The sequence below is a fragment of the Streptomyces sp. NPDC001852 genome (assembly GCF_042891825.1).
Lineage (GTDB): Bacteria > Actinomycetota > Actinomycetes > Streptomycetales > Streptomycetaceae > Streptomyces.
In genome coordinates this window covers 91,492-116,431 of the sequence record NZ_JBIATN010000033.1, presented here as the reverse complement: position 1 = coordinate 116,431, position 24,940 = coordinate 91,492, and the positions used below count along the sequence as shown (strand labels likewise).

Sequence of the window (24,940 nt, the reverse complement as noted above, 5' to 3'; positions counted from 1 at the left end):
GCACACCGAGTGCCCGTGGACCCGGCCGCAGCTCCAGGCGTACACCGCCGCCACCCAGGAGGCCGAGGAGCGCTACAGCAAGGAGATCCTCGGCAAGCGCATCTCGGTGCTGGGCCTGCTGGAGCGCTTCCCGGCCGTCGAACTGCCGCTCGCGGTCTTCCTGGAGATGACGGGCCCCATCCGCCCGCGCTTCTACTCCATCTCCTCCGCCCCGTCCGCCAACCCGCGCCACGTCCGGCTGACCGTCGGCCTGCTGGAAGGCCCGGCCCTGTCCGGCGACGGCCAGTACCGCGGCACCTGCTCCGCCTACATCGCCGGCCTCGAACCCGGAGACGTCGTCTACGGCTACGTCCGCGTGCCCTCCCCGACGTTCGCCCCGCCCGCCGACCCCGCCACGCCACTGATCCTCATCGGCCCCGGCACCGGCATCGCGCCGCTGCGCGGCTTCCTGGAGGAGCGGGCGACCCAGCACGCGAACAGCACCCAGGTCGGCCTGTCCCAGGTGTTCGTCGGCTGCCGCCACCCTGAGCACGACTACTTCTACAAGCAGGAGATGCAGGACTGGGAGCAGGCCGGCATCGCCCAGATCCACACCGCCTTCTCCGCGGTGACCGGCCACCCGGCCCGGTTCGTGCAGAACGCCATCGCCCAGGCCGCCGACACGGTGTGGCAGGCCATCCAGGACGGCGCGTACATCTACGTCTGCGGTGACGGCCGCCGCATGGCCCCCGCCGTCCGCGAGGCACTCGCCGCCATCCACCGCCACAAGACCGGCAGCGACGACGAGACCGCCCAGCAGTGGCTCGCCCAGCTCGAAGCGGACGAGCGCTACCAGCAGGACGTCTTCGCCTGACCGTCGCACGCCGTCACGGCGTGCGAACCCGAGCCGCCGGGAGGCGTGCGGCCCCGTCCTGCAACCCCCCACGCCTCCCGGCCACCACAAGCCCTCCAGACACCACATGGCACCCTCCGGCCCAAACCGCCGGGCGGTACCGCTCACCGAAGGCAGATCTTCATGGACACCATGCTCGCCGGACGCTTCCACCTCGACAGTAAGAAGTTCGCCGTGGAAGAGGTCCCGATCCCCGTGCCGGGCCCGGGCGAGGTCCTCATCGAGGTCAAGGCCGCCGGCGTCTGCCTCTCCGACGTCCACCTCCTCGACGGCTCCCTCGTCCCGCTGTTCGCCACCTCCGACACCATCACCGTCGGCCACGAGGTCTCCGGTGTCATCCACACGCTCGGCCCCGACCTCAAGCGCGGCCTGACCGTCGGCACCCGCGTCACCCTGGAGGCCGGCAAGACCTGCGGCACGTGCGCCGGATGCGTGCGCCACCGCCCCTGCACCCAGATGCTCACCGCCGGCATCGACTACGACGGCGGCTGGGCCGAGTACGTGATCGCCCGTGAGGACACCCTCATCCCCATCCCCGACAGCCTCCCCTTCGACCAGGCCGCGATCATCCCCGACGCGGTCTCCACCCCCTACGCCGCCGTCGTCGCCACCGCGGGCGTCCGTGCCGCCCAGTCCGTCGGCGTCTGGGGAGTCGGCGGAGTCGGCGCCCACAACGTACGCCTCGCCCGCCTGGTCGGCGCCGCCCCGATCATCGCCGTCGACCCGCTGCCCAGCGCCCGCGAGCGCGCCCTGGCCTTCGGCGCGGACCTCGCGCTCGACCCGGCAGCCCCCGACTTCGCCGACCAGGTCCGCGCAGCCACCGGCGGACGCGGCCTCGACTTCGCCTTCGACTGCGCCGGCGTACCCGCCGTCCGCGACCAGGCCGCCTCCGTGCTCGGCCTGGGCGGCTCCCTGATCCTGGTGGGCATCACACCCCGGCCACTGACCATCACCGAGGGCCTGACCTTCAACTACCTGCAAAAGCAGGTGCGCGGCCACTACGGCGGCTTCCCCGAGTCCGTCTCCGAGCTGGTGCAGCTGACCGCGGCCGGCCGCCTCGACCTGGCCCCCTCCATCACCGACCACATCCCGCTCATCGACGCGGCCAACGCGGTCAGCCGTCTGGAGAACAAGATCGGCGACCCGATCCGCCTCATCCTCGTCCCCTGACGCCGTCAGCAGGACAACAAGCCACCCTGGGCAGGGGTGAGTGGGCGCCGGTGCGTGAGGGAGCACCGGCGCCCACGGCTTTCCGGCAACCGTGGAGAGACAGAACCATGCAGACGACCGACGCCCCGGGCCGCGCACCGCAGCGCAGCGACGCTCGCGCGAACCGTCAACGCATCCTCGCCACCGCTCGGCGGAAACTGCGGGACGACCCCGACGCAAGTCTCGACAGCATCGCTGTGGCGGCCGGCCTCGCGCGGCGCACCCTCTACGGACACTTCTCCAACCGGCAAGCGCTCATCACCGAGTTGGCGCAGGAAGCAGCCCAGGCGCTTCGCCAAGCGTTCGCCATGACACGCATCCCGGGCGCTGATCCGCTTGAGGCGATGGCGCGGATGGCCCTGGCGGCATGGGCGGTGGGCGACCAGTACCGCATGCTCATCTCCCTCGGTCGCCGCCACCTCGGAGAGGAGGCCATCCGCGCCACCCTGGCACCTGCCCGCCAAGAGGCCATCGCGGCCATACGATGTGGCCAGCACGAAGGCGTGTTCGCGAACCACGTCCCCGCGCCCGTCCTCGCACAAGCGCTGGAAGCACTGATGCTGGCCCTCGCCGTGGAGAACACCACGTCCACCTGGGCGGACCCCACGGGTGAGGCCGCGGCAACCGCGTGCCTCGTCGCTGCCGGCGTAGCACCGCAGACCGCATCACGCCGGGTTCGAGCCGTGTTGCATGACCAAGTGGTGTCTGTGCTGCAGCCAGATGCAGCCATGACATGACCGGAACGCCGCCTGGCTGCGCGGTACTGGTGGTCACCCCGGTCGGAGCAGCTGTACCGACTCGTTGACCAGTGTGGATCGAAACGCCTCAGGCACGAAGTGCCGCGCCACTCGGTCCCGTCCACGTGGGAGCGAAGACCCTGACCCGCGGCACGAGGTTTCGGCCTCTTTACCCGCCCTGTGCCGTTATTTCGCTTCTCAATAAAAATATCCATCCTTGTAGGAGTTCATTCATGCCTGCCATTCTGATCCACGGCGTACCCGACACCCACCACGTGTGGGACGGCGTTCGCGAGCACCTGACCCGCAGCGACGTGGAGGCTTGGGACCTGCCCGGTTTCGGTTCGCCGCGCCCCGAGGGCTTCCACTGCACCAAGGAGGAGTACGTCTCCTGGCTCATCGAGCGGTTGGAGGCACTCGGCGAGCCGGTCGACCTCGTCGGCCACGACTGGGGCTGCCTCCTCACCGCGCGCGTGGCTTCCCTACGGCCGGATCTGATCCGCACGTGGGCCGGCAGCAACGGCCCGATCAGCGCCGAGTACGTCTGGCATCCGCTGGCTAAGCTGTGGCAGGACCCGGTCGCGGGCGACCGCTGGGCCAAGGAGTACGACCCCGGCGCGTTCGCCAAGGACCTGACCGACAACCTCCAGATCCCGGCTGAGCTGGCTGAACAGACAGCCGGCCGCGTGGACGAGACCATGCGCGACAGCATTCTCAAGCTGTACCGCTCCGCATTGACGGTCGGTGCCGAGTGGGAACCGGATCTGGCGGACCTGACCGGACCGTCCCTGGTGTTCTGGGGGGCGTTCGACCCAGTCTGCCCCGTCGACTTCGGCGAGAAGATGGCCGCTTCCGTGCGCGCCACCCGTTTTCTGAGGCTGGAGAGCAGCCACTGGACGCCGATCCAGAAGCCGGCCGAGGTCGCCGCCGCCCTTGAGGAGCACTGGAGCAGCTCCCGGGGGTGACTGGCGCGTCCAGCAACAGCTCCCGTGGGTGCATCTCGGGTGGCGCTGGCCCCATGCCGCCCGGCACCCATGGGAGGGCTCCCGCACCGCCGTGCATCCCGCCGAGCGGGGCGGGCGCTCATTCCAAGACGGCCGGAGCCTCGCTGTGGCGACGCCATGTCCCGTCGGACTGGCGATAGCGCCGCGGAGCTTGGCCAATGACACCGCAACGGGTCGCAAGCCTGGGCCGCCACGTGTCATCGGTGTCCACGACCTCGTGGATCTCCTACGCCCCGGCCTGCAGGGCAACGGTGCCGTAGCACGGGGCCCAGCCGACTTGGCCAGCGGCGGCGCGCCAATCCGGACCCTCAGAGGAGATCGGGCAGCGGGCGCCGCGTGACCTCGTGCGCGTCCTCCGGCGGGAGCCCGAGCATACGCAGGACCATCTCCGCCAGGTCGGAGGCGGCCTCGTCGCCGTCGAGGTCGGGGCGTCCCAGCCTCAGAGCCACCAGGGACAGCAGGGTGCCGCCCAGGGCGGACAGGGCTGTGATGGGGTCGGCAGCGGTGAAGCGGCCCGAGGCGATGCCGCGTTCCAGGTCGCGACGTGCTCGTGGCGACAGGCCACTCCCGGAGTGGATGTGGGCCAGGCCGCGGTCGCTCAGGATCCGCATGAGCTCGGGGTGGGAGTCCGTCATCCGGGCGGAGAGCCGGAAACCCGCCGCAACCAGCTCGGCGGGGTCCTCGATCCCTTCCACACGCTCGTCGATGACCTGGCCGAACTCCTCCAGCGCGTCCGTCACCGCCGCGTCGAACAGCTCCGTCTTCGACTCGAAGTGGTTGTAGAAGGAGCCGAAACCGACATCCGCGCGCTCGGCGATGGCCTGGATGCCGGCGCTGGTGTCCCCGGTCTCCGCGAGGATCTGTCGGGCCGCACGGATCAATGCCTGACGGGTCTCGGCGCGGGCCCGCGCCGTCCGTGCGGCAAGCGGCGTGGTTCGCCAACCGGTCCGGTCACACCAAGGGGGGTGAAGGGCCGCGGCGGAAGCAGCCGCTCCGGCCCTCGACTCCGCCTGGCGGACCGTCCGTCACGGCACCTTGTACTCGAGCTCAGCTCCTGGCCGATGGGCCGAGGGGCGAGGCGGCCGCGATTTCGAGCGCCACGCGCACTTCCAGCGAGGTGATTGCCGTGGTGGTGACGGGCAGCAGTTCCTCCGCGCGTTTGACGCGGTACGTGACGGTGTTGCGGGCTACGTGCAGGCGTTCGGCCGCGGCGCGGGGACTGCGTTCCTCGGCGAGGTAGACGCGCAGAGTTTCGCGCAGCTCACGCAGGCGGGCCCCCTCGGAGGCCAGCGGCCCGAGGACCTCCTGCACGAACCAGCGTGCGTGTTCGGGGTCGGCCGTGACGAGGGCCGCCAGGCGGATGTCCTGGTAGTCGCAGAGCCAGGAGCCCGGCGCGTGCGAGGCCATCCGTTGTGCCTGCAACGCCCCCAGATGGCTGCGGCGCATGCCGTGGGGCCCTGGTGCGGGCGGGCCGAGAGCCGCGCGCACTCCTGCCGGCTCGGGCAGGGAGCTGCGCAGGTGCCGGACATGGTCTTCGTCGGTCTTGTCGCTGATGGCGAACCATGCCCACACATGGTTGTCGTGAGCCGGGATGACGAGCGTCCTGGCCGCTCCCAGGGCGCGGGCCATGGTCGAGGTCGCGTGGTGCAGCCGTTGGGCGGCGGGCGCGGCGGTGGCGGTGTCGTCGCCCCACAGCACCGCGGCCACGTGCGTGCCTGACAGGTCGTACCGCAGACGCAGGGCGGCGGCTTCCCGGTCGACCGGGCGGCCGGCCAGCAGTTCGTCGATGACGGCGCGGCGGGCGGCTTCGTCACTGCCGCGCCAGCGGTCCCGTTCGGCGATGTACTCCTCGGCCATCACGCTCGAATGGGCGTCGACGTAGGTGAACATCTGGTCGTCGATCCGGCGCAGCTCGGCCAGGCGCTGGTCGGCCGGGACGTGCTCCTCGACTGCTGCTGCCAGGCTGCGCGCCAGCTGCGCGTGGCCGAGCCGCACTCCCCGCAGGACGAGCTCCAGCGGGATGCCGCGGCGCGCGAACTCGCGGCATCCTTCCAGCGCCTCCTCGGTGAGGGTGGGGAGGGGCCGGCCGATGTCGGAGGTCATCAGGTGCAGGCCCGTCAGCACCGCGGACTGGGTCACACGCCGCAGGGTGGTCGCGGCAGCGGGACCGCCGCCGTGCTCGGGCACCTTCCTGAGGACCTCCTCCGCGATGGCGTCGGCGCTCTGGAGCGCCCACTCGACCGGGTCCGCGCCGAGCTCCGTGCGTGCCGCGGCCAGTTCCGCCGGTGACAGGACGGGCTCGGTCAGGCGGCCGGGGTCCGGCCGCAACCACTGGAGCCACTGTCCCCTCACGCTTCTCGTCCCTCCGTCGCGGGGAAGGTGGGCGAGCGGGCCGCTCGCAGCTGCAACCCAGGTCAGGGAACCATATCTTCCCTGCTGAGTCGAGCAGCCGCGGACCCGCCGCTGAGGACGACGAGCGCCGCCGTGCGGGCCGGCCGCAGGATGCGTCCTGCAGCCGGCCTGCACGGTCGCACCGTTCACCGGCAGGGGCTGCTCACCCCGCGCGGCAGCGGGGCGCGGTGCGTGAAGCGCCGCCCCGTGCCGCGCGTCGCTGTGCTCGGCGCGGCCTGCCATGAGCACCTGATGTGGCGCCGGCGGCTCAAGCGGTGACCTCCGGGGCGGGGGCCGCCGTGAGCCCGCCGCGCAGCGCAGTGACCAGACGCGGGAGGTCGGCCGTACTCTTGGCGCCGCCGAAGACGTAGAAGTCGGGGCGCACCAGCATGGCCTCGATGCCCGTACGGGCCAGGTCGGACAGGTAGGTGCGGTCGAGATCGACGACGTCGTCGGGGCCGTTCGCCGCCGGGTCGTCGGTGATCCTCAGCAGGCGGAGCCCGACCTGCTCACACCAGGCCAGGGTGTCCTCGTCGAGCCCGTCACGCGGATCACCGGTGGTGAGCAGGGTGAGCCCGATGCCGACGGTTTCGTCGAACATGCCGGTACGGCCCCTGAACCGCACCCGTCCCTGCCGGCTGAGCTGCCCGGTCGGCTCCGCGGTGGCGCCGGTGCAGTCGCGGTCCAGCAGTCCGCCGGCGAAGGCCCCCAGGAACGGGTCTCCTTGTGGTACGCGGCCTGCCTGCTGGTCGGCGATCATCCGGGCGTCGCGTTCGGCGGCCGCGGCCGGGTCCGGCTCGCAGACAACCTTCCCCAGCATCACGGACTTCTCGATCGCATTCTGCAGATGCCCGCATCGCTCGGTGGTGTAGGTGTCCAGCAGACTGTCGTCGGCTTTCCCGGACAGCACCAGGTCGAGCTTCCAGCTCAGGTTGATGGCGTCACGGAGGCCCGAGCACAGGCCCTGCCCGGCGAACGGCGGCATCTGGTGGGCCGCGTCCCCGGCGAGCAGCAGCCGGCCGTCGCGCCAGGAGTCCGCCCAGCGTGCCCGGAAGGTGTAGACGGTCTGCCGCTCCAAGGTGGCGTTGTCCGGGTGCAGGTCCCACGGCTCGAGCAGCTTCCAGGCGGTCTCGGCCTGGTGGAGCTCGGCGACGGACTCGCCGGGCAGGCGCATGAATTCCCACCGACGGCGGCCGGGGCCGCCGACCACCGCTGTGGTCGGCCGGGCCGGATCGCAGAGCTGCAGGTTCCGTGGCATCCACGCGCGGTCCCGGTCATGGGGCATGACGTCGAGGACCAGCCAGTCGTACTTGAAGCCGACGTCGGTGATCGAGGTGCGCATGCACGAGCGGATGAAGCTGTTGGCGCCGTCGCAGCCGACGACGTACGCGGCCCGGAGGGTACGCTGCGCGCGCACCCCGTCACGGAGCAGGGGCTCGTCCCCCGCGCTCTCCGCCACGGTGACTTCCACCGCCGTGGGGTCCTCCCGGACGGCCACGGCTTCCCAGCCGCGCAGGACGTCGATCCCCGGCAGCGACTGGACGCGCTCGTTCAGGGCCGCTTCCACGGTGGGCTGGTTGAACGCGCTCACGCTGGGCCAGCCGGAGTAGTTGTCGTCCGAGAAGTCGAAACGGAGGAGTAGCTGCCCCTCTCCGTTGCGCCACTCGTAGTCGACAGCGGGTTCACTGACAGCGGCCATGTCCAACCCCAGCGACGCCAGGATGCGGCCGGCCTCGTGGTCGAAGACGACCGCGCGTGGCAGCGGGTAGGGCTGCGGCCAGCGTTCGACGATGCCGACGCGGCGGCCTCGGGTGGCCAGCTGGATGGCCGTGGCCAGCCCGACCGGACCAGCGCCGACGACCAGCACGTCGTAGGTCTCCGCGGCGAGACCCTCGGTCGAGGTGCTCATGATGTGCGTTCCTTTTCGTCTGTTCAGCCGGCGTCGTGCGCGCCGGTCATCATCGCGGCGAGGTCCTCGGGGCGGAGGAAGGACGGCGGTACGGGCGGGCCCCAGTTGTACAGGGCGAGGCGGGCGTCCTCCCACGTCCCGGGGGTCCACAGTTGGTCGTCGACGATGCAGTCCATGTCGGAGTAGTACTCGGAGAAGTTGCCGGCCGGGTCCCGGAGGTACCAGAAGAAGTTCGACCCCAGCTGGTGGCGGCCCAGACCCCAGACGTGGCGCTCGGGGTGGTCCTCCAGCATCCGGGTGGCGCCGCGTCCCACCTCGTCCACGTCGTCCACCTGCCAGGAGGTGTGGTGCAGGAAGGAGATGGGGGCCTTCTGGACGAGGACGTTGTGGTGGTCGGTGGAGCACCGCAGGAACGCCGCGCCCGGTACCAGGTCGCTGACCTTGAAGCCGAGCCCTTCGGTGAAGAAGCGCTGGGAGGCTTCCTGGTCGGTGGAGCCCAGGACGACGTGTCCGAGGCGGCGGACGCGCACCGGACCCTCTCGCAGCACGCCGGGGGCACGCTCGCCGGTCCGCTCGATCCGCCCGGGAGCGTTGTACGGCATCCGCGCGGCGGCGGGCTGCACGATGCGCGGCTGCACCTCGACGGTCACCGTCACCTCGGTGCCCGGGTCGACCGCGCGCAGGTGGTGGGTGTCCCGGACGAACGGCACCTCGAGCCGGTCGAGGGCCGAGCCGATCCGCCCGAGGTCGTCCTGGTCGTCGGCGCTCAGGGTGAGTTCCTCCAGGCGGCGCCTCGCCGCGTGAACGATCTTGAGCTGTTCGCCACCGTCGGCAGTGGCGAATCGGCCGTCGCCGAGGTCGGTCAGTCCGAAATCGGCGTAGTAGGCCGAGGTGTCGGCCACATTGGGCACCCCGATCGTGATGTGCGCCACGCGGTGCAGGGCCATGGCAGTCTCCTCAAAGAGCTTCAGTGTGCGGGTGGTGTACGCAGACAGGTGGGGGGCCGCGCGTCAGACGGCCTGGGTGCCTTCGGGGTAGGTGGGGCCGGCGACCAGGGGGTTGCGCAGCTCACCGATGCCGTCGATCCAGCTGCGCAGTTCCTCGCCGGGGGCCAGGAACCGGCGCGGGTTCCGGGCGCCGCCCACGCCGGCCGGGGTGCCGGTGAAGATCAGGTCGCCGGGCAGCAGCGTGCAGATCGACGACATCCAGGCGATCTGCTGGGACACCGAGAAGATCATCTGGGAGGTGCGGGAGTCCTGCATGGTCTCGCCGTCGATCGCGCAGCCGAGCGCGAGGTCGTCGGGGTTGTCGAACTCGTCCGGGGTGACCAGCACCGGCCCGGTCGGGCTGAAGCCGGGGAACGACTTGCCGAGGGAGAACTGGGGCGCCGGTCCCGACAACTGGATGCCGCGCTCGGACAGGTCCTGGCCGAGCGTGAGGCCGGCGACGTAGTGCCACGCGTCCGAAGCGGCGACCTGGTGCGCCTCACGACCGATCACCGCTACCAGCTCGACCTCCCAGTCGACCAGGGCACTCGGCAGCTCGACCGTGGCGTAGGGCCCGGTCAGGGACGTGACGTACTTGGTGAAGACAGCGGGACGCTCCGGTACGGCGACCCCCGACTCCGCCACGTGGTCGGCGTAGTTCAGTCCGACCGCGAAGACCTGCCGCGGGCGCGGCACCGGCGCGCCCAGCTGCTGCTCCACCACGGCGATCCGCTCGTGGCCGGTCGCGGCCGCCGACCGGGCCCAGTCGCGGAACTCGGCCCAGCGGTCGAAGACCGCCTGCGGGTCGGAGGAGAACAGGCCGTCGCTGGCCTTCTCCACATCTACGGCGCCGTCGGGGAAGACGAGCACGAGACGGCTGTTGAGCGTGGCTGTCCGCATGGCACAGCACCTCCATGTTCAGAAAGCGAAAAGGGAAAGGGGGAACGGGACGATCGGGTGATCAGTCGGACGGTCGTTGTCGCTGCTCCGGCTGTGTGGCGGGAGACCGAGCGCGTCCTACGTCGTCAGGCGTCGGCCCGCCGCCAGACAATGCGCACCTGGGAGTCGTCGGCCCCGGCAGCTGTCAGCTCCAGCCGTCCCGGGCCGAACTGGACCTCGCGTACCAGGTCCGTCCCCGTCCACGGTGCGTAGTGACTGGCCTGAACGTGGTGCACGACCGACCCGTCCGCCTCGCACTCCCAGCGTCCGGCGTACGCCACGGTCCCGGTGGCCATCTCCTCGAACGGGGATACGAACGGGGCGTCATCGGGATGGACTGTCAGCAGTGCGCTCATCCAGCCGTCGGCGGCGTAGTGCAGCACCCCCCTGGGACGCTCCCCGAGCGGACGGACGACCGTCCCCTCTCGTGTCAGCGAGAAGTCCTCAAGGACCCAAGCTCCGAGCAAACTGTCCATGTGTGCCTCGCACCGTGCTTCAGTTCCGTCGGCCCGGCCGCGCAGACACCGTCACAGCACCACGGTGACGACCCGGCGGCCAGGCCGAGTGGCCGGCTCCTGCCACCCACACAGAGCAGTCAACCCGCGACCACGGCACGGGATCTTGGTCTCCGGAACTCAAAATTCCGCTTGCTTTGGGCTCACCGCACCCATGTGAGCAGCGCCCGTCCGCAACCCGCGCTTCGAAACGAAACGGAGTAGCTCGCGCGCCACCGGTGTCGTGCGACGCCCTCTCTTCGTGCCGCAAGCACGATCAGAGGTTCACGCCGGCGCTGCCCCCGCCCTTCGATGCGTTCAGCCGCTTGCTCTCGCCCTTGACGGAGGCGCCTTCCCATGCTCCTCCAACAGCTCCAGGAGCACGGCGTCCGCCCTTCTCTCGACGACTCCCCGCATGGCGGGGCGTTGCCGGCAGGAAGTGCGGTGCGGACCGCGTGGTGGGGTCGGGGGCGGTCCCATGCAGCGCATGGAAAGGGGTTTCGGGCCCTGGGCGCCCCACCACGACCAGCCCTTGCGACAGGGAGACGACCATGCACAAGATCGTGCAGCGCGCCGCTCTCGCGACCATCTCGGCCGCCATCGCCGCGGCAGCCCTCCTCGGCGCCCGGGGCACCGCCTCCGCCGACGTAGGCGAGGTGGGCGCCGCAGACTGTGCAGCGGAAGAGCATGGCGGTCGCCCGCTCGCATCGGGGTGAGGGAATGCGCGCAACGTGTTCAGCGGGCCAGACCGTGACGGCCAGCTGGCTGTGGACGAGTGCGACCGCCGGCATGGGACGCGACGAGCGGCCGGTGCAGATGACGCGAGGGGATACGTTCGATGATCAGGAAAGCGGCGTCGTCGGTGAGCTGCTCGCCGATGTGCGCGAGCAGGTCGCGGTGAATGTGGTGCAGCAAGGCGTCGGGGCTTGAGGCGAGGAAGGAAGCGACGCGTTCGGCGAGCGGGTAGAAGGCTCCGGTCGGTGAGCGGGCTTCGATCACACCGTCGGTGTAGAGCAGCAGCATGTCGCCCGGTTCCAAGGCGAACCGGTCGGTCCGGTCGTTGAGTACCCACAGGGCACGCAGGCCCAACGGGGGTGCGGGACGGCCGGAGTTCAGGGCAGTCACCTGGCCGCCGCGGATCAGCAGGGGCGGCGGATGGCCGCAGTTGAGCATCTCAGCCTGTCGGCCCTGATCGGGGATGTCGATCATGATGGCGGTGATGAAGTGCTCGCCGGCATCGTGCGCGGTGTCGGCGACCTCCTCCAGGTTCCGGCAGATGCTCTCTTCGACGGCCGTGGCGAGCTCGGGCAAGGAGGGGTACCGGTGAGCGCCCTCACGAAACGCACTCATCGCCACCGATGCTTCGCCGACGGAGGCAAGACCATGGCCTCGTACGTCGCCGATGAGTACCCGGGTGCAGGGGTGATCAGCGCGGGCGACCGCCAACAGGTCGCCCCCGATCTGGGCCTCGTCCTCGGCGGCCAGATACAGCCAGGCCACCCGCAACGGCCCGATCCGGCGAGGTGGAGGCCGCAGCAGAACCCGCTGCGCCGTCTCAGCCACCGACCGCAACCGGCTCAGCTCCCGGGCATGCCGCTCCCGCACATAACAGACGAAGACCACCAGAGCTGACAGCACAGCCAGGGCGATCAGCTGCGCCACGTGGTTGGTCGTGGTCAGCCCGCCGTGGAAAATCGCGATGATCACCAAGGCGACCTCCGCCAGAGCCCCGACCAGAGCGGTAAGCCGCGGACCGGCGAAGGCGGCGGTCAACGTCGGCGCGATGACCAGCAGCGGGCCCAGATGAACACTGGTCCCGATACCGATGTCCACCGCAGCGATGGCCACGATCAGCGCCAGCGCCGTCACCAACAGACCGCGCCGCTGTTCCGGGAGCCGGTCCCGCAAGACACCCCGCAGACGCATATATTCTTTTTACTCCTTTTTCGCGCACAGGCTCCCCCAGGACATCGCACTCCCTGTTGCGACACTGCGTCCCTCGACGCCTATAGAGGATGTCCCGCAGGCGGTCGACGGCCACCGGGTTGGTCAGGTCAGCGCCCGGACCGGCGAGATCGCCGTGGGGGGACAGCGCGGCCAACGCCTCGTCATTCACGCCCCTACCCGCGCGTGGCCGGGGCGCGCCATATGCTACGCGGATCGTTACGGACGAGCAGGCGGGTGCGATCGCACATCAGGCACTCCCAGATCGTCGCAGGAACCCAGACTGCGTGAGGCGCCGACTGCATCGTCCGCGACAGCGCAGCCGATCTCACGGCGCAGCCGCACCGGATCGATCCGGTGCGGCTGCGCCGTCTCAGGGCTCCGAGTAGAGTCCCGGCAGGAAGGACCCCGGCAGGGCCTCGCCGTATCACTGACGCCCCTATAACGGGGGAACGCTGGATACTGTTCTGACCAGGTGAAGACCTCTCAGGCTGTATATCGCTTGAGGCATCGGATGATCTCGCGTCGGGTCTTGCCCTCCCGGGTGCGGCGTTCGTAGTACGCCTGGGTGCGCGGCTCGTGACGCAGGCGGGTGAACACGATGCGGTGCAGGGTCGCGTTCGCACGGCGGTCGCCGCCGTAATTGAGCCGGTGCGTGCTCCGACGGCCCGGCTAATACTCGACTGGGCTGACTCCGCAAAGGGCAGCAAAGGACGCCTCGGTGTTCAGCCGCTCGGGGTTGTCTCCCAGACGCCCCTATAACGGGGGATCTCACCATTGCCAACCCCGACAGCTGGCACGAGCCCGACGCCCCCACCGTCACGGACACCACCCGCTACGGCAAGGCCGAGGCGATCGCCTGGGACCGGATGCATCCCCGACTCACCTACCGCGGGCCCTGGCTTGAGCACGCCAAGGAGGAACTACCCGTCCTGCACGGCACGTTGATCCGGCTGAAGGTCGAGCGGCTGACGGGCGACCGCGATCCGAAACCGGTCTGGCGGTGGTGCTCGGCCACCAGCGCCCTGCTCGCAGACGTGGACCACTGGTGGCAGTCGTCCCTCCGCAGATTCGATCTTGAACACATCTTCCGGCTGATGAAGCAGACCCTCGGCTGGACCGCCCCCAAGGTCCACCAAGCCGACAGCGCCGACCTGTGGACCGCCGTCCACACCCAGCTCCGCCTCGCCCGCCTCCTCACCGAGGACCTGCGCCGCCCCTGTGAGCGACCCGCCGCACCCCGCCGCCTCACGCCCGCCCGGGTGCGCCGGGGGTTTCGCAACGGCCGCGTGACCGCGGCCCGTCGGGCAGCCGCACGGAAACCGTCCCGGCCAGGGCCCGGACGGCCTCCCGGCTCGAAGAACAAGTGCCGGGCCAAGCATCACGACTCGGCAAGACAGTCAAACGCGCCGAGTCGATCAAGGAACACGAAGCCCGCCGACGTTAAACGTCAAGCTCACGTCCCGCTGACAGCCCCCGCTGGACAGCACGGGATCAGGGACACGCCCGAAGGAACTCCACGAGTGCCGCGTTCACCTCGTCCGGACGCTCCTGCTGGGTCCAGTGTCCGCAGCCCGCCAGTTCGACCGGCTCGCGCCACAGATTGGGCATCAACTCGGGCAGTCGACGGATGAGTTCGGGGGTGCCGGGGAAGGCGGGGACGAGGTCGCGGTCGCCGTAGACGTACAGGGCGGGCCTGGTGACGACGGCGCCGCGCCAGGGAGCGGTCAGTTCCCAGTTGCGGTCGAGGTTGCGGTACCAGTTCAGTGCCCCGGTGAAGCCCTCGGCGAAGCTTTCCGTCAGTGCGTCGAGGTCGTCCTCGGTGAACCACTCGGGCAGTGCTTCGGGATCCGGCATGGTCGCGAGCCAGCCACGCTCCGGGTCGACCAGCGGCTGCCCCTGGTCGGCGTCGCGCGCGTCGCCCGAAGCCCAGTAAAAGAACTTCCGCAGGGCGGTGCGCGTGTCCCGGGCGAACTCGGCGTCGGCCACGCCGGGACGGTTGAAGTAGTTCCAGTAGAAGCGGCCGCCGAACCTCTTGTCCATGGCGGTGAGCGGAGGCTCGGCCCCCCGGAAGGGGGGCGGCACGCTCAGGCCGGCCACCGCGAGCACCATGTCCGGTCGCAGCAGCGCCGTGTGCCAGGCGACCGGCGCGCCCCAGTCGTGCCCGACGATATAGGCCTTCTCCTCGCCCAGGGCCTGGATCAGCCCCACTACGTCACCGACCAGATGCAGGATGGTGTACGCCCCGACGTCGTCGGGATGGTCGCTGAGTCCGTATCCGCGTTGGTCGGGGGCGACGGCACGGAAGCCCGCGTCGGCCAGCGGGCCGAACTGGTGCTGCCAGGAATGCCAGGACTCCGGGAAGCCGTGCAGGAGCGCCACCAAAGGGCCGTCGCCCTGCTCGGCGATATGCAGGCGGATGCCGTTCACGTCAACCATGCGGTGCTCAACCATGCGCATGAGCGTACGGCGGCGTGATCGTCCGACGACGGCACGGGGCCGGGGGCCCGCCCCCTGCTTAGCCCGTTCGTCCCACAGAGAGCCGGCAAGAGACGTTCCGCCACCTCCGTCCGGGGCGCGTTACAGTAACCGGCCGCGATCCGCTGTGCTCGTCAAGCCGGGCTGTGCCCGGCGATCGCTGTGAGCGCCGTCTCCACCGCCTCGGCCGCTGAACGTGCCTGCTTCACTCCCGTCCGGAATCGGTCGGGGCCCCCGATGTCCCAGCCGCCTATCGCGACTGTGGGTGTGCCGGTCCGTACGGCGAGAGCCATCTCGCTCAGCGTGCCCCAGCTCCCGCCCACGACGATGACGGCGTCGGCGCTGCGAACGATCAGACCGTTGCGCAGTTCACCCAGACCAGTCGCGAGGGCCACGGTGAGAAAGGGGTTGCCCTGTGCCCGCGAGGTGCCCGGCAGGAGCCCCACGGTAGTGCCTCCCTCGGTCCGCGCTCCCCGGCATACGGCTTCCATCACGCCCCCTAGTCCGCCGCAGACCACGATGCATCGCCGCTGCGCCAGCAGACTGCCCACCTGCCGCGCCATCTCGACTTCCCTGGGCGTCGCCGCTGCGGGACCGACCACTGCCACGTAGGGCGCTGCGTACTGTCCGGACATCGTCGGCCTCCTGCGTACCGGGTCCGCTGAGAGCGCCCCGCCGACTCAGGAAGGTGACGATCAGCGGAGACAGCAGTACCGCTTCCTGGGGGCACCGTGCAGGGCACCGACCGACGTGCTGATGTGCGTGCGCCGATGCGCCACCGCTCAGGGCGCGGTGAAAAGGCTCGGGAAGCGGGGAGCCAGCCACGGCCGAGGGCCCCAGGCGAGTACCCACCCCTGGGCGATGGCACGCCATGGATTCAGCCGGCCCAGGGCGATGAGCAGGAAGGCGACGGGATCGAGCAGGATGGGCAGTCCGCGCGCCGAGGGTGGCTATGCCAACGACCGGTCCAGGAGGCCCTGTTGTCGCAGTTGTACGCGACGGCCAAGACGGAGTCCACCCCGGTCAACCTCGCGTGTGACTGCCTGGCTCACCGGTTCGGAAACGCCACCGACAACGGGGTGCGCGAGCGCTGTGCGGCAGGCCATCCAGGACGGCGCGTAGGTCTACGGCGATGGCCGCAGCACGGCACCCGCCGTGTGCGAGGCCCTGGCCGCCCTCTACCGGGCGCTCCCAGCGCTGTCAACCATCCCGGACGGGGATCAGAGCCACCCGCGGCGAACTGCCTGCGCGCCCGCCTGGAACCGGCTCGTCGCCCCGAGGCGGACGGTCAGGTCGGTGATCCGGCGGCGCAAGGTGCGTTCGCTGAGGCCGAGTTGGCGGGCTATGGTCTCGTCCTTCAGTCCGGCGTGGAGCAAGTGGAGCAGAGCACGCTCCGCCTCGCTGAGGTCGGGATGGTCGTCCGTCTCCCGGGCCTCGCTGCCGAAGACTGGCGTGGCCTGCTGCCAACTCGCCTCGAAGAGGTCGACCAGTGCGTCGCACAGCGGTGACCGGTGGACCAGGGCGGCCGTGGTGCGCAGGCCGTCCGCGCCCGCGGTGAGCGGAACCAGGGCATCGCGGCGGTCGAAGACCAGCAGCTTCAACGGCACATGGGGCAACACCCGGGCCTGCTCTCCGAGTGACACGAGGTGCTGGAGCAGTTCCGCGCGCTCGGGGACGGCCAGCACCTGGCTCGAATAGACAGCCCGCGCCCGCACGCCTCGGGCCAGCAGGTCCTCCTCGAACTGCAACGCACTCGCGTCAGCCGACAGATAGGGCGGGGTGTCGAAGCACAGTACCTCGTGCTCGGCGCCCGCCATCAGCTCGGTCAGCCAGTCGTTGATCGCTGTCGGCCCCTCGATGATCTCCACCAGCCGACTCGGGTCGGAGCTCAGTTTGCGCTCGTTGAACTCGGCGCCGTAGGCGTCCAGCGCGGCCTCCGCGCGCTCCAGCTCCAGACGGCGGGCGCGGATCAGAGCGGCCAGGCCGATGCGCGGATCCAGCGGGGCGTAGCGGGTGGGTCGTCCCGCCGAGGGGACCGCGAGGCCCGCCGCGACCAGGTCGTCGAGCATGCGGCGGGCCTGTGCCGTGCCGCAGGACTGATGCCTGGCCATTTCGGTCGCGGTCAGTGGCGGCGAAGCCAGCAGATGGCGGTAGGTGCGCTCGGTCGCATCGTCCAGACCCAGGGACTCCAGCACAGGTTCGCCTCCTCATGTATGTCCCGGCCGAGGCGGCGCCTGGCCGCTACCGGCTGCTGACCGGTATCGGCCAGCCGTTCGTCTCCCGGTGAGCCGGGTGCGCTGGAACAGTACCGGCATCCCCTGCAGGGCGGTTCACCAGTGCTTCTTCGACACAACCGCCCTGCTCCCACCCGAGAGGCGCGTGGTCACTTGAGAATGCGTGGAAAGGGCATACGCTCCGGCATGGTCGCCACCGTGCTGGGGCTCGCCGCCGGCCTGCTGGTCACACCGTCGGCTCAGGCGGTCCCTCAGCAGGGCGCGAAGAGCGTCCGGCTGACCGCCGCCGCGATCGAGAGGCTCAGCAGGCGGTACGAACCCCGGATCGACGGCACGCCCGGGCAGGTCGCCGCCCAGGAGGGGCCCGCGGCTGCCGCCCCGGTGCTGCCGGGCACGAAGCCGAGCGTGATGGCCGGCCCGGGCGAGCACACGGACACCCCGTCCTCGTCCGTCGCCCCGGGTTTCCAGCGGACCGGTCGGTGGGAGACAGCCCGTGGCTTCGCCGAGAGCCTGGCGCTCGGCGGCACCAAGGACTGGGTGGGCGTCTTCAGCGGCGGCACCGTCGCCCGGTACGACGCCCAGGGCAGGCAGGTGTGGAGCCGCGGAGCCACCTCCTTGTACAAGGACTGGCAGGTGACCCCCGACAACTGGTTCCAGCCGTACCCGTATCTGCCGAACCTCTACGCCGGCTACAACCCGTACCAGATGTCGGCCACCGGCAAGCAGCCGTACGTGACGGGCGACTTCAACGGCGACGGCGTCCAGGACGTCGCCGTCGCCTACGCGGTGGGCGACTGGCCGTTCCGGCCGTTCTCCTCACCCGGTTCGAAGGTGGACTACGGCACCTTCGTCACCGTCCTGGACGGCCGTAGCGGGAAGACGGCGTGGAGCAAGCTGATTCCCGGCTACGTCGGCACCATGCTGTTCCAGGACGGCAAGCTGATCGTCGCCAACACGGTCGGCCCGGACTGGGGCGGCGATCCGGTGGCCGAACAGGGCGACAGCCGCAGCAATCTGACCGCCTTCAGCTTCCGCCGCGCCGGTGACGGCAAGCTCACCGGAACCGCTGACTGGACCTACTCGACGCACGCGCCCTGGGCGTACTGGGGCGATCTGACGTCGATGGGAAGCGGCCGGATCGCCGCGTCGTGGTCCGACACCCCGATGGACCTGGGAAGCCCGCGCCCGGCGGACGGCAACGTGCTGGTGCTCGAGACCTCCGACGGCAGCGTCATGGCGCACACCAAGACTCCCGGCTACCCGCGCATGCTGGTGAAGGATCCGGGCGCGGACCGTGTTCTGGTGGTCGAGCAGAACGACCCGTTCGACAAGGTGCGCTGGGACCTGACCGCGATCGACGCGCACAGCGGCGAGCGTGCGGTGCTCGCCTCTCGTGAGGGCACCGTGCCGGAGGCCTTCCACGTCCTGCCGAACGCCAAAGACGGCCGGCCACGGTTCGCTGTCGCGGAGCTTGGCATCGACGCCGACATGTCCGACGGCCAGAGCACCATCTCCGGCTGGGACGCTCAGGGCCACACCCTCTGGTCGTACTCCACGGCATCCACAATCGGCGGACCGAACGCCCCGACCATGGAGCTGGCCTCCGACGCGAAGGGCAGCGAGGTGTTCGCCTCGCTGTCCGACCCGACGACCGCCACCGCCGCCACCCCCGCGGGTCCCGAGCACACCCAGCTCATCGGACTGAACGCCGCGAGCGGTCACCTCGACTGGCGACAGGAGGGCGCCGTCTCCGGCGACACGATCACCCGGTACCAGGGCGGACTCCTCACCGTCGGCTATGACGACACCGCCTACACGGTCAACCCCCACAGCGGTGCGTCGCACGCCATGCCCCTGGCCGGTGACCCCTACGCGGCCGTCGCCACGGACGTGAACCGGGACGGGAGCAAGGACCTGGTCGTCGCCGGCCAGAGCCGTGGTGTCTTCGCCGTCGACGGCAGAACCCTGAAGAAGGCGGCGCCGACCGTTCTGTGGCGGGCCACCGTCGACAGCTCGGTGCACGCCCTGCGCCTCCTGCCGAACCCGGGCAAGGACGCGACCGGCGCCTCGGTGGTGGCCGCGACCGACCACGGCTTCGCCCTACTGGACACGCACAGCGGTGAGGTACGCGCGAACGTGCACACCGGCGGCTATGCCGCTTCGCTCACGGTCGTGGGCGACGGCCGCGGCGGATCCGAGATCGTCGTCCCGGACAGCAGCCTGACCGCGTACAGCGAGCACGGCAAGAAGCTGTGGACGTACCGGCCCAAGGGCACGGCGGGCAAGAGCCTGGTCTTCTCCAGCGTCACCACGGACGGCGCCGGACACCTGTTCTTCGAGTACGGCGGCACACACCACGGCATCGGCCTGCCCACGCAGGCCACCGACCCGGCGCCGACGGCGGTCAGCCTGGACGCCGCCACCGGCATCCCGAACTGGACCGAGACCCCGACCGGCTCTGATGCCGTCGCGATCGTGCCGACCAACCCCGCCCTGGCCGACCCGAACATCCCGGGCGCCAACGGGCACGGTGTCGCCTTCGCCTACACCGGCGATTTCAGGAACTACCACCACCTGGTCCAGATCCTCGATGCGCGCTCCGGCGCGGTGATCAAGAACTACGACAGCCCCGGAACGTCGCAGGGCTTCGTCGCGTCCAAGAAGACCGGCCTGGTCGAGATGCGCGAGTTCAACGACTTCGTGTACCCGGCGAACGGCGGTGAGCCCTACGACGTACCCACCTTCCTCGGCTTCCACTCCGCAGTGTTCGCCAGATCCGTCGGCGGAACCGAGGCGTTCGTCGGTGCCTACCAGAACCTGTGGTCCTACGACACTCCCTTCGCGGACAACGATGGCTTCCTCCGCGAGAGCGCGACGGACTTCGCCCTGGGGGCGAGCCAGGTGAAAACAGCGGCGCTGGGCGACGGCCCCGGCGACGACCTGATCGGTCTCGCGCTCGACTGGCGGGCTCTGAACATCGCGGCGCAGTCGATCGGTGACGCCGTCAACGACATCGACTACTTCCCGCACGGCCTGACCACCTACAAGCTCTCCGAGGACGAGCCCACCCGGATTCCGACTCCTCCGAACGGCGACACGTCGGCCGCGGCCCCGCAGACCGCCGCCAAGGCGGGTCAGTTCAACGGCGACCGGATGCACAGCGCGAGCCCGCTGAAGGACCTCGGCATGCCGATCGGCACCGCCTCGGTCCCCATCGAGATCCAGTCGAAGACTCCGGCAGCCAAGAGGCTGAGCGCGGGCCAGGACAATGCCCAGGAGGTCGCCCCCGGCTACACCCCGCAGCAGATCCAGGCACGCCTGGGCCTCAAGGGTGACGGCACGGGCCAGACGATCGCGATCGTCGACGCGTACCACTACCCGACGGCGAAGGCGGACCTGAACCACTTCGCCGCGCACTTCAACCTGCCGCAGACCTGCGATACGGCCGGCACGGGAGAGGACTGCTTCGACTTCCAGCAGGTCTACGCGGACGGTACCCAGCCGGACGTGGACACCGGCTGGAACGAGGAGGCGGCGCTGGACATCGAGTGGGCGCACTCGGCGGCCCCGCACGCCAAGATCGTCCTGGTCGAGGCCAAGGATCCGACCATGGCAGCGCTGTCCCGGGCCCAAGACGCGGCCGCGGCGCTGCACCCGGCCGCGGTCAGCAACAGCTGGGGCGCCGGCGAGTTCTCCGAGGAAGCCTTCTACGACGGCCACTGCAAGCTGGCCGACTCGGTCTGCGTCCAGTCCACCGGAGACTTCGGCTACCCCGGCAGCTACTCCGCCACCAACCCCTACGCCCTGGCCATCGGCGGCACCAACCTCCGACTGGACGCCGACGGCAACACCATCGACGAGACGGCGTGGAGGTCCACCGGCGGCGGCCTGAGCTACTTCGAGCCGCGCCCGGCCTACCAGGACGGCGTGCAGCCCTCGCCACTCAGGGCCACACCGGACGTCAGCTTCGTGGCCGACCCCGCCACCGGCGTGCCGGTCTACCTGACGATGACGTACGGCGGCGCCTCCCACTCCATGTGGTTCAAGGTGGGCGGCACCAGCCTGTCCGCCCCGATCTGGGGTGCGATCATCGCCTCGGCCGACCAGCTCCGGGCCACCGCCGGCAAGCCGCACCTGGCTTCCGACGGTCCGGACGGCGACACGGCGCACACCGATGTCTACGCGCTCGGCAGCAGCTACCTGCGAGACATCACCGCCGGCTCCAACGGCCGATGCGGCGCGGAGTGCACAGCCGGCCCCGGCTACGACACCGTCACCGGCCTCGGCTCCCCCACCGCGGGCGTCGACGGGGCCCTGGCAGCCATGAAGTAGCCATCCGGTGTGAGCACGCAGGGTCCCGGCGTCCTTCTGGACGCCGGGACCCTGAGCTGTCTGTCGTCGAGGCTCTCAGCCGAGGTCGTGCAGGGGGCGCTGGGTGACCTTACGAGCGGCTGCTGTCACGCCTTGGACCTGACCAACACCGGCCCGCTCACCTTGCTGGGTCGAGTAGCCGAGGGGAATCTCACCCCTCGGCTCTCCCAGAACGGAGCGTGGCAATCTCTCGTCACTCCGCTCTTGTCATCCTGATCACCAGGCCAATGCGGCGAGCGTTGTGTCCGGCCAGTGCGCGAACATCCGCGGATACCGCTGGGCGATCTCCTGGAACTTCGCGATGGCCCTCCGCAACGGCGCCAGCCGTCGATACTTCCTGCGGATCCAGCGCACCAAGTAGGCGTTGATGCGCTGAAGGAACGGGATCAACACCCAACGGCCGTAGCGGCCGTAGTAGTTGAGCCACCCCGCAACGACGGGATTGATCCGCCGCGCGAGATCTGTGAGGGTCGAACCAGTGCGGTGTTGCAGCCGCCAGGAGCGAAGCTCGTTCTGGCGACAGGCGCTGTGCCAGTGGCGGACCTGTTCAACCAGCAGGTTCCCGGCACCGCCTGGCGGACGAAGCCAAGCTGGCATCGTCGCCAACAACGACCGCACCGTGCACCCCGACCTGGAGCGGTCCGCCGCCGAGCGCATGGGCGCCAATATCCGTCCCGTGGACAGCAGCCACTTTCCCATGCTCTCGCATCCTGAATTCGTCCTCGATATGATCCGTGAGGCCGCAGAGTCCCTCGACGCCTAGAGGATGTCCCGCAGGCGGTCGACGGCCACCGCGTTGGTCAGGTCAGCGCCCGGACCGGCGAGATCGCCGTGGCGGGACAGCGCGGCCAACGCTTCGTCATTCACGCCCCTACCCGCGCGTGGCCGGGGCGCGCCATGTGCTAAGCGGATCGTTACGGACGAGCAGGCGGGTGCGATCGCAAATCAGGCACTCCCAGATCGTCGCAGGAACCCAGACTGCGTGAGGCGCCGACTGCATCGTCCGCGCCAGCGCAGCCGATCTCACGGCGCAGCCGCACCGGAGCGATCCGGTGCGGCTGCGCCGTCTCAGGGCTCCGCGTAGAGTCCCGGCAGGAAGTGCCCCGGCGGGGCCTCGCCGTATCACTGACGCCCCTATAGCGCGGGGGTGCGGGAAACCGGTCTGACCAGGTTGAAGACCTCTCGGGCTGCATATCGCTTGAGGCATCGGATGATCTCACGTCGGGTCTTGCCTTCCTGGGTGCGGCGTTCGTAGTACGCCTGGGTGCGCGGGTCGTGGCGCAGCCGGGTAAACACGATGCGGTGCAGGGCCGCGTTCGCCTGACGGTCGCCGCCGAAGTTGAGCCGACGCGTACTCCGCCGGCCAGAGGAGTACTCGATGGGACTGACTCCGCAAAGGGCAGCAAAGGACGCCTCGGAGTTCAGTCGCTCCAGGTTGTCTCCCATGGTGATCAGGAGAGTGACGGCACTGTCCGGACCGATGCCCACCGGTTCGAGCAGCTGTGGAGCGTGGCGTTCGACGAGCCGGGTCAGGCGTTGGTTCAGCTCGTCGATCTGCCCGGTGAGCTGCTCAATGCGCTCGGCGAGCATGCGCAACGTCAGGTGAGTCGCCTGAGCCACCGCGTCCTCGTCTCGCCCACGATCGTGGAGGGCGAGGCGCGCGCAGGTGCGGAACAACTCAGCATTGCCCAGGCTGGACAACTGTTCCCGCAGGGCGGGATCGGCGATGACCAGGACGGCTTTGAGCTGGTTGACCGCCTGGGTACGGGCCTTGACCGCGGAGTCCTTGGCAAGTTTGAGCAACCGGGCGCTGTGTACGGGGCCGTCTCCGGACTTGGCCCGGGCCCGGGCGCGGCCGCTGAGCACGGCCCACGCGGCGGCCTGTGCATCGAGCGGGTCCGACTTTCCCATCAGTCGACGGGCCGAGCGGTCCGGCCGGTTCACCTCGTACACCTGGATCTGCTGCGCCAGCAGGTAGCGGGACAGGCCCGCGCCGAAGGTGCCGGTGCCCTCCACACCGGCCCGACGTAGCGTCCCCCGCTTGCGAGCCCACACGAGCAGTTGCCGGTAGCCGGCCGCCGTCGCCGGAAAGGTCTCGGTCCCCAAGATCTTCCCGAGCGGGGAGACCACGGCGGCGACATGCACCTCGCCGTGCGTATCCACGCCCAGGACGACCTCGCGCCGAACGGGAGGATCCGTGCTCGAGGAGGTGCTGCGCTGTCGGCTCGTCATGATGGTTCGCATCTCCCGTGGTGACGTGCTGTTGGATGGATGGCACCGGCCCGCTCGGGCGGTCTGAACCGTGATGGCGCCTGAACTCGGCAAAGCCCCTATAGGGACACGCCCCGTGGCTCGGTGGCAGGCAGCGTCCCGCAACGGCAGTCGACAGGAGACCTCACCCGGACACATGGCGGGAGGTCGGTCCCGAACAGAGCCACGTCGCCGGGCCTGAGCCGGTTCGCCACCGTGGGAACTCCTGCCCCGCTGGCCTACCGCCAATTGGGCCTGCCGAAGCCGAGTAGAACGGCTGGTTCTGGGAACGATCAGTGCTTACGAACGGGCATCTCCGCTCGCCTACGCGCAAGGATCGCCGATGCTTCCTGAGGTCCGCCCCTACGTATCCACCGCGCTCGCAGACCAGTTGGAACACCAACTGGACCTGGCTCCGCATCTCGAGGCGGGCCAGCTCGATGTGGAGGGCGTCGCCGGCGTCGCAGTGGTCGCAGCCGCCCACTCCGATGGCTATGCGGCCACCGGCCATCTCCTCGGGCTGCTGGCCGCGCTGCCTGCCCCCACCGCGGCAGGAGAGCACTTCTGGTCGAACCTGTGGAGGTCTTCGGGCACCGCGTACCTGCTGCCCGTCAACATCAAGGATCCGGTGCTGCGTTCGCTGGCAGGAGAGGGAACTGCCCTGGCCCGGCAGATCCTCTCGGCCGTCGATGAGATGACCCCGCCCCAGCGTTACGCGGCCGGGGAGGTGATCGGTCAGGCCCTCGTCGAGTCCGACCATCTGCCCGACCTCAAGACACAGGTCATCGGGGAACTGTGGCTCCGAGATCTCGAGCTCACTGCCTGGCGCGTCCTGCACGCAGACCGCAGGTCGGACGATCCGGCTGGACGGAAAGCCTTCCTCGACGCCTGGACGAGCGTCTGAACGTCGGCTCCTCCGAGCTGCACGGTAGCCGCGCCAGACATGCGGCTCCCGTGCCCGACGACGCTTGCAGCTACTGAGGTCAGGAAGGTTCAAGCCGAAGTCGCGGCGGCCCCGGGCCTCCACAGATCAGGGGGCCGCGCAGCCGTTGCTGCGCGGCCCCCTGATCCTGCACCGGCCCGGCGCGACAGCAGGCAGGGC

General features: G+C 70.0%; 18 protein-coding genes and 4 pseudogenes. 8 read left to right on the top strand and 14 right to left on the bottom strand.

What is annotated here, in order from left to right; translation table 11 throughout:
- From ACFYZB_RS39155 to ACFYZB_RS39140, 4 genes and pseudogenes are all read left to right on the top strand, one after another.
- Positions 1-853 (top strand): annotated as a pseudogene (locus ACFYZB_RS39155) (cytochrome); the annotation flags it as partial.
- Positions 854-1,015: 162 nt separating this feature from the next.
- Positions 1,016-2,062 carry a zinc-binding dehydrogenase gene (locus tag ACFYZB_RS39150; protein ID WP_388766565.1) on the top strand — a complete coding sequence of 349 codons (1,047 nt, stop codon included), beginning with the start codon at positions 1,016-1,018 and terminating at the stop codon, positions 2,060-2,062.
- Between the two features lie 107 nt (positions 2,063-2,169).
- Positions 2,170-2,838: a TetR/AcrR family transcriptional regulator gene (locus tag ACFYZB_RS39145; protein WP_388766564.1), complete on the top strand. Its 669-nt coding sequence runs from the start codon at positions 2,170-2,172 to the stop codon at positions 2,836-2,838.
- A gap of 233 nt (positions 2,839-3,071) precedes the next feature.
- Positions 3,072-3,803 (top strand): alpha/beta fold hydrolase, encoded by a 732-nt coding sequence (locus ACFYZB_RS39140; protein WP_388766562.1) that lies wholly within the window; start codon positions 3,072-3,074, stop codon positions 3,801-3,803.
- A gap of 347 nt (positions 3,804-4,150) precedes the next feature.
- On the opposite strand, the gene ACFYZB_RS39135 is transcribed toward ACFYZB_RS39140, so the two are convergent.
- From ACFYZB_RS39135 to ACFYZB_RS39110, 6 genes are all read right to left on the bottom strand, one after another.
- Positions 4,151-4,723, bottom strand: coding sequence for a TetR/AcrR family transcriptional regulator (locus ACFYZB_RS39135; RefSeq protein WP_388766560.1), 573 nt, complete (start codon positions 4,721-4,723; stop codon positions 4,151-4,153).
- A 166-nt stretch (positions 4,724-4,889) separates the two neighbouring features.
- Positions 4,890-6,194 carry a PucR family transcriptional regulator gene (locus ACFYZB_RS39130; RefSeq protein ID WP_388766558.1) on the bottom strand — a complete coding sequence of 435 codons (1,305 nt, stop codon included), beginning with the start codon at positions 6,192-6,194 and terminating at the stop codon, positions 4,890-4,892.
- A 307-nt stretch (positions 6,195-6,501) separates the two neighbouring features.
- Positions 6,502-8,142 (bottom strand): bifunctional 3-(3-hydroxy-phenyl)propionate/3-hydroxycinnamic acid hydroxylase, encoded by a 1,641-nt coding sequence (locus tag ACFYZB_RS39125; RefSeq protein WP_388766557.1) that lies wholly within the window; start codon positions 8,140-8,142, stop codon positions 6,502-6,504.
- Positions 8,143-8,165: 23 nt separating this feature from the next.
- The gene (locus ACFYZB_RS39120; protein ID WP_388766556.1) at positions 8,166-9,089 is read right to left on the bottom strand and encodes a VOC family protein; all 924 of its coding nucleotides are present in this window, start codon (positions 9,087-9,089) and stop codon (positions 8,166-8,168) included.
- 63 nt (positions 9,090-9,152) lie between these two features.
- Positions 9,153-10,028: a fumarylacetoacetate hydrolase family protein gene (locus tag ACFYZB_RS39115; RefSeq protein WP_388766555.1), complete on the bottom strand. Its 876-nt coding sequence runs from the start codon at positions 10,026-10,028 to the stop codon at positions 9,153-9,155.
- Positions 10,029-10,153: 125 nt separating this feature from the next.
- A complete protein-coding gene (locus ACFYZB_RS39110) occupies positions 10,154-10,543 on the bottom strand; it encodes a lipocalin-like domain-containing protein (RefSeq protein ID WP_388766553.1) in 390 nt (129 codons plus the stop codon).
- A gap of 569 nt (positions 10,544-11,112) precedes the next feature.
- Here ACFYZB_RS39110 and ACFYZB_RS39105 point away from each other — a divergent pair.
- Positions 11,113-11,277: a hypothetical protein gene (locus tag ACFYZB_RS39105; RefSeq protein ID WP_388766552.1), complete on the top strand. Its 165-nt coding sequence runs from the start codon at positions 11,113-11,115 to the stop codon at positions 11,275-11,277.
- Between the two features lie 19 nt (positions 11,278-11,296).
- Here the strand turns inward: ACFYZB_RS39105 and ACFYZB_RS39100 are convergent, their stop codons facing one another.
- A complete protein-coding gene (locus ACFYZB_RS39100) occupies positions 11,297-12,430 on the bottom strand; it encodes a PP2C family protein-serine/threonine phosphatase (protein WP_388766550.1) in 1,134 nt (377 codons plus the stop codon).
- 564 nt (positions 12,431-12,994) lie between these two features.
- Positions 12,995-13,252, bottom strand: a pseudogene (locus ACFYZB_RS39095) (transposase); the annotation flags it as partial.
- A 20-nt stretch (positions 13,253-13,272) separates the two neighbouring features.
- On the opposite strand from ACFYZB_RS39095, the pseudogene ACFYZB_RS39090 reads away from it, so the two are divergent.
- Positions 13,273-13,952 (top strand): annotated as a pseudogene (locus ACFYZB_RS39090) (transposase); the annotation flags it as partial.
- Positions 13,953-13,999: 47 nt separating this feature from the next.
- Here the strand turns inward: ACFYZB_RS39090 and ACFYZB_RS39085 are convergent.
- The 4 genes and pseudogenes from ACFYZB_RS39085 to ACFYZB_RS39070 all read right to left on the bottom strand — a co-directional run bounded on the left by ACFYZB_RS39085 (position 14,000) and on the right by ACFYZB_RS39070 (position 17,178).
- Positions 14,000-14,959: an alpha/beta fold hydrolase gene (locus tag ACFYZB_RS39085; protein ID WP_388766548.1), complete on the bottom strand. Its 960-nt coding sequence runs from the start codon at positions 14,957-14,959 to the stop codon at positions 14,000-14,002.
- Positions 14,960-15,117: 158 nt separating this feature from the next.
- Positions 15,118-15,618 carry a TIGR00725 family protein gene (locus ACFYZB_RS39080; RefSeq protein WP_388766547.1) on the bottom strand — a complete coding sequence of 167 codons (501 nt, stop codon included), beginning with the start codon at positions 15,616-15,618 and terminating at the stop codon, positions 15,118-15,120.
- A 147-nt stretch (positions 15,619-15,765) separates the two neighbouring features.
- Positions 15,766-15,909: pseudogene (locus ACFYZB_RS39075) on the bottom strand (sterol-binding protein); the annotation flags it as partial.
- Positions 15,910-16,203: 294 nt separating this feature from the next.
- The gene (locus ACFYZB_RS39070) at positions 16,204-17,178 is read right to left on the bottom strand and encodes a helix-turn-helix domain-containing protein (protein WP_055704128.1); all 975 of its coding nucleotides are present in this window, start codon (positions 17,176-17,178) and stop codon (positions 16,204-16,206) included.
- A gap of 225 nt (positions 17,179-17,403) precedes the next feature.
- On the opposite strand from ACFYZB_RS39070, the gene ACFYZB_RS39065 reads away from it, so the two are divergent.
- Positions 17,404-21,549 carry a hypothetical protein gene (locus ACFYZB_RS39065; RefSeq protein WP_388766545.1) on the top strand — a complete coding sequence of 1,382 codons (4,146 nt, stop codon included), beginning with the start codon at positions 17,404-17,406 and terminating at the stop codon, positions 21,547-21,549.
- Between the two features lie 255 nt (positions 21,550-21,804).
- On the opposite strand, the gene ACFYZB_RS39060 is transcribed toward ACFYZB_RS39065, so the two are convergent.
- Together ACFYZB_RS39060 and ACFYZB_RS39055 are read right to left on the bottom strand one after the other, a co-directional pair.
- The gene (locus tag ACFYZB_RS39060) at positions 21,805-22,287 is read right to left on the bottom strand and encodes a group II intron maturase-specific domain-containing protein (protein ID WP_388766544.1); all 483 of its coding nucleotides are present in this window, start codon (positions 22,285-22,287) and stop codon (positions 21,805-21,807) included.
- Between the two features lie 435 nt (positions 22,288-22,722).
- Positions 22,723-23,820 (bottom strand): IS110 family transposase, encoded by a 1,098-nt coding sequence (locus ACFYZB_RS39055; RefSeq protein ID WP_388766542.1) that lies wholly within the window; start codon positions 23,818-23,820, stop codon positions 22,723-22,725.
- A gap of 361 nt (positions 23,821-24,181) precedes the next feature.
- On the opposite strand from ACFYZB_RS39055, the gene ACFYZB_RS39050 reads away from it, so the two are divergent.
- Positions 24,182-24,742, top strand: coding sequence for a hypothetical protein (locus ACFYZB_RS39050; protein WP_388766541.1), 561 nt, complete (start codon positions 24,182-24,184; stop codon positions 24,740-24,742).
- The last annotated feature ends 198 nt before the right edge of the window (positions 24,743-24,940 follow it).

Excerpts from the sequence above, each read along its gene's own strand:
- ACFYZB_RS39110 (WP_388766553.1), bottom strand. The coding sequence starts at position 10,543 with ATGGACAGTTTGCTCGGAGCTTGGGTCCTTGAGGACTTCTCGCTGACA.
- ACFYZB_RS39060 (WP_388766544.1), bottom strand. The coding sequence starts at position 22,287 with ATGGGAAAGTGGCTGCTGTCCACGGGACGGATATTGGCGCCCATGCGC.
- ACFYZB_RS39105 (WP_388766552.1), top strand. The coding sequence starts at position 11,113 with ATGCACAAGATCGTGCAGCGCGCCGCTCTCGCGACCATCTCGGCCGCC.
- ACFYZB_RS39055 (WP_388766542.1), bottom strand. The coding sequence starts at position 23,820 with ATGACGAGCCGACAGCGCAGCACCTCCTCGAGCACGGATCCTCCCGTT.
- ACFYZB_RS39085 (WP_388766548.1), bottom strand. The coding sequence starts at position 14,959 with ATGGTTGAGCACCGCATGGTTGACGTGAACGGCATCCGCCTGCATATC.
- ACFYZB_RS39125 (WP_388766557.1), bottom strand. The coding sequence starts at position 8,142 with ATGAGCACCTCGACCGAGGGTCTCGCCGCGGAGACCTACGACGTGCTG.
- ACFYZB_RS39050 (WP_388766541.1), top strand. The coding sequence starts at position 24,182 with ATGCTTCCTGAGGTCCGCCCCTACGTATCCACCGCGCTCGCAGACCAG.
- ACFYZB_RS39120 (WP_388766556.1), bottom strand. The coding sequence starts at position 9,089 with ATGGCCCTGCACCGCGTGGCGCACATCACGATCGGGGTGCCCAATGTG.
- ACFYZB_RS39080 (WP_388766547.1), bottom strand. The coding sequence starts at position 15,618 with ATGTCCGGACAGTACGCAGCGCCCTACGTGGCAGTGGTCGGTCCCGCA.
- ACFYZB_RS39065 (WP_388766545.1), top strand. The coding sequence starts at position 17,404 with ATGGTCGCCACCGTGCTGGGGCTCGCCGCCGGCCTGCTGGTCACACCG.
- ACFYZB_RS39115 (WP_388766555.1), bottom strand. The coding sequence starts at position 10,028 with ATGCGGACAGCCACGCTCAACAGCCGTCTCGTGCTCGTCTTCCCCGAC.
- ACFYZB_RS39145 (WP_388766564.1), top strand. The coding sequence starts at position 2,170 with ATGCAGACGACCGACGCCCCGGGCCGCGCACCGCAGCGCAGCGACGCT.
- ACFYZB_RS39150 (WP_388766565.1), top strand. The coding sequence starts at position 1,016 with ATGGACACCATGCTCGCCGGACGCTTCCACCTCGACAGTAAGAAGTTC.
- ACFYZB_RS39140 (WP_388766562.1), top strand. The coding sequence starts at position 3,072 with ATGCCTGCCATTCTGATCCACGGCGTACCCGACACCCACCACGTGTGG.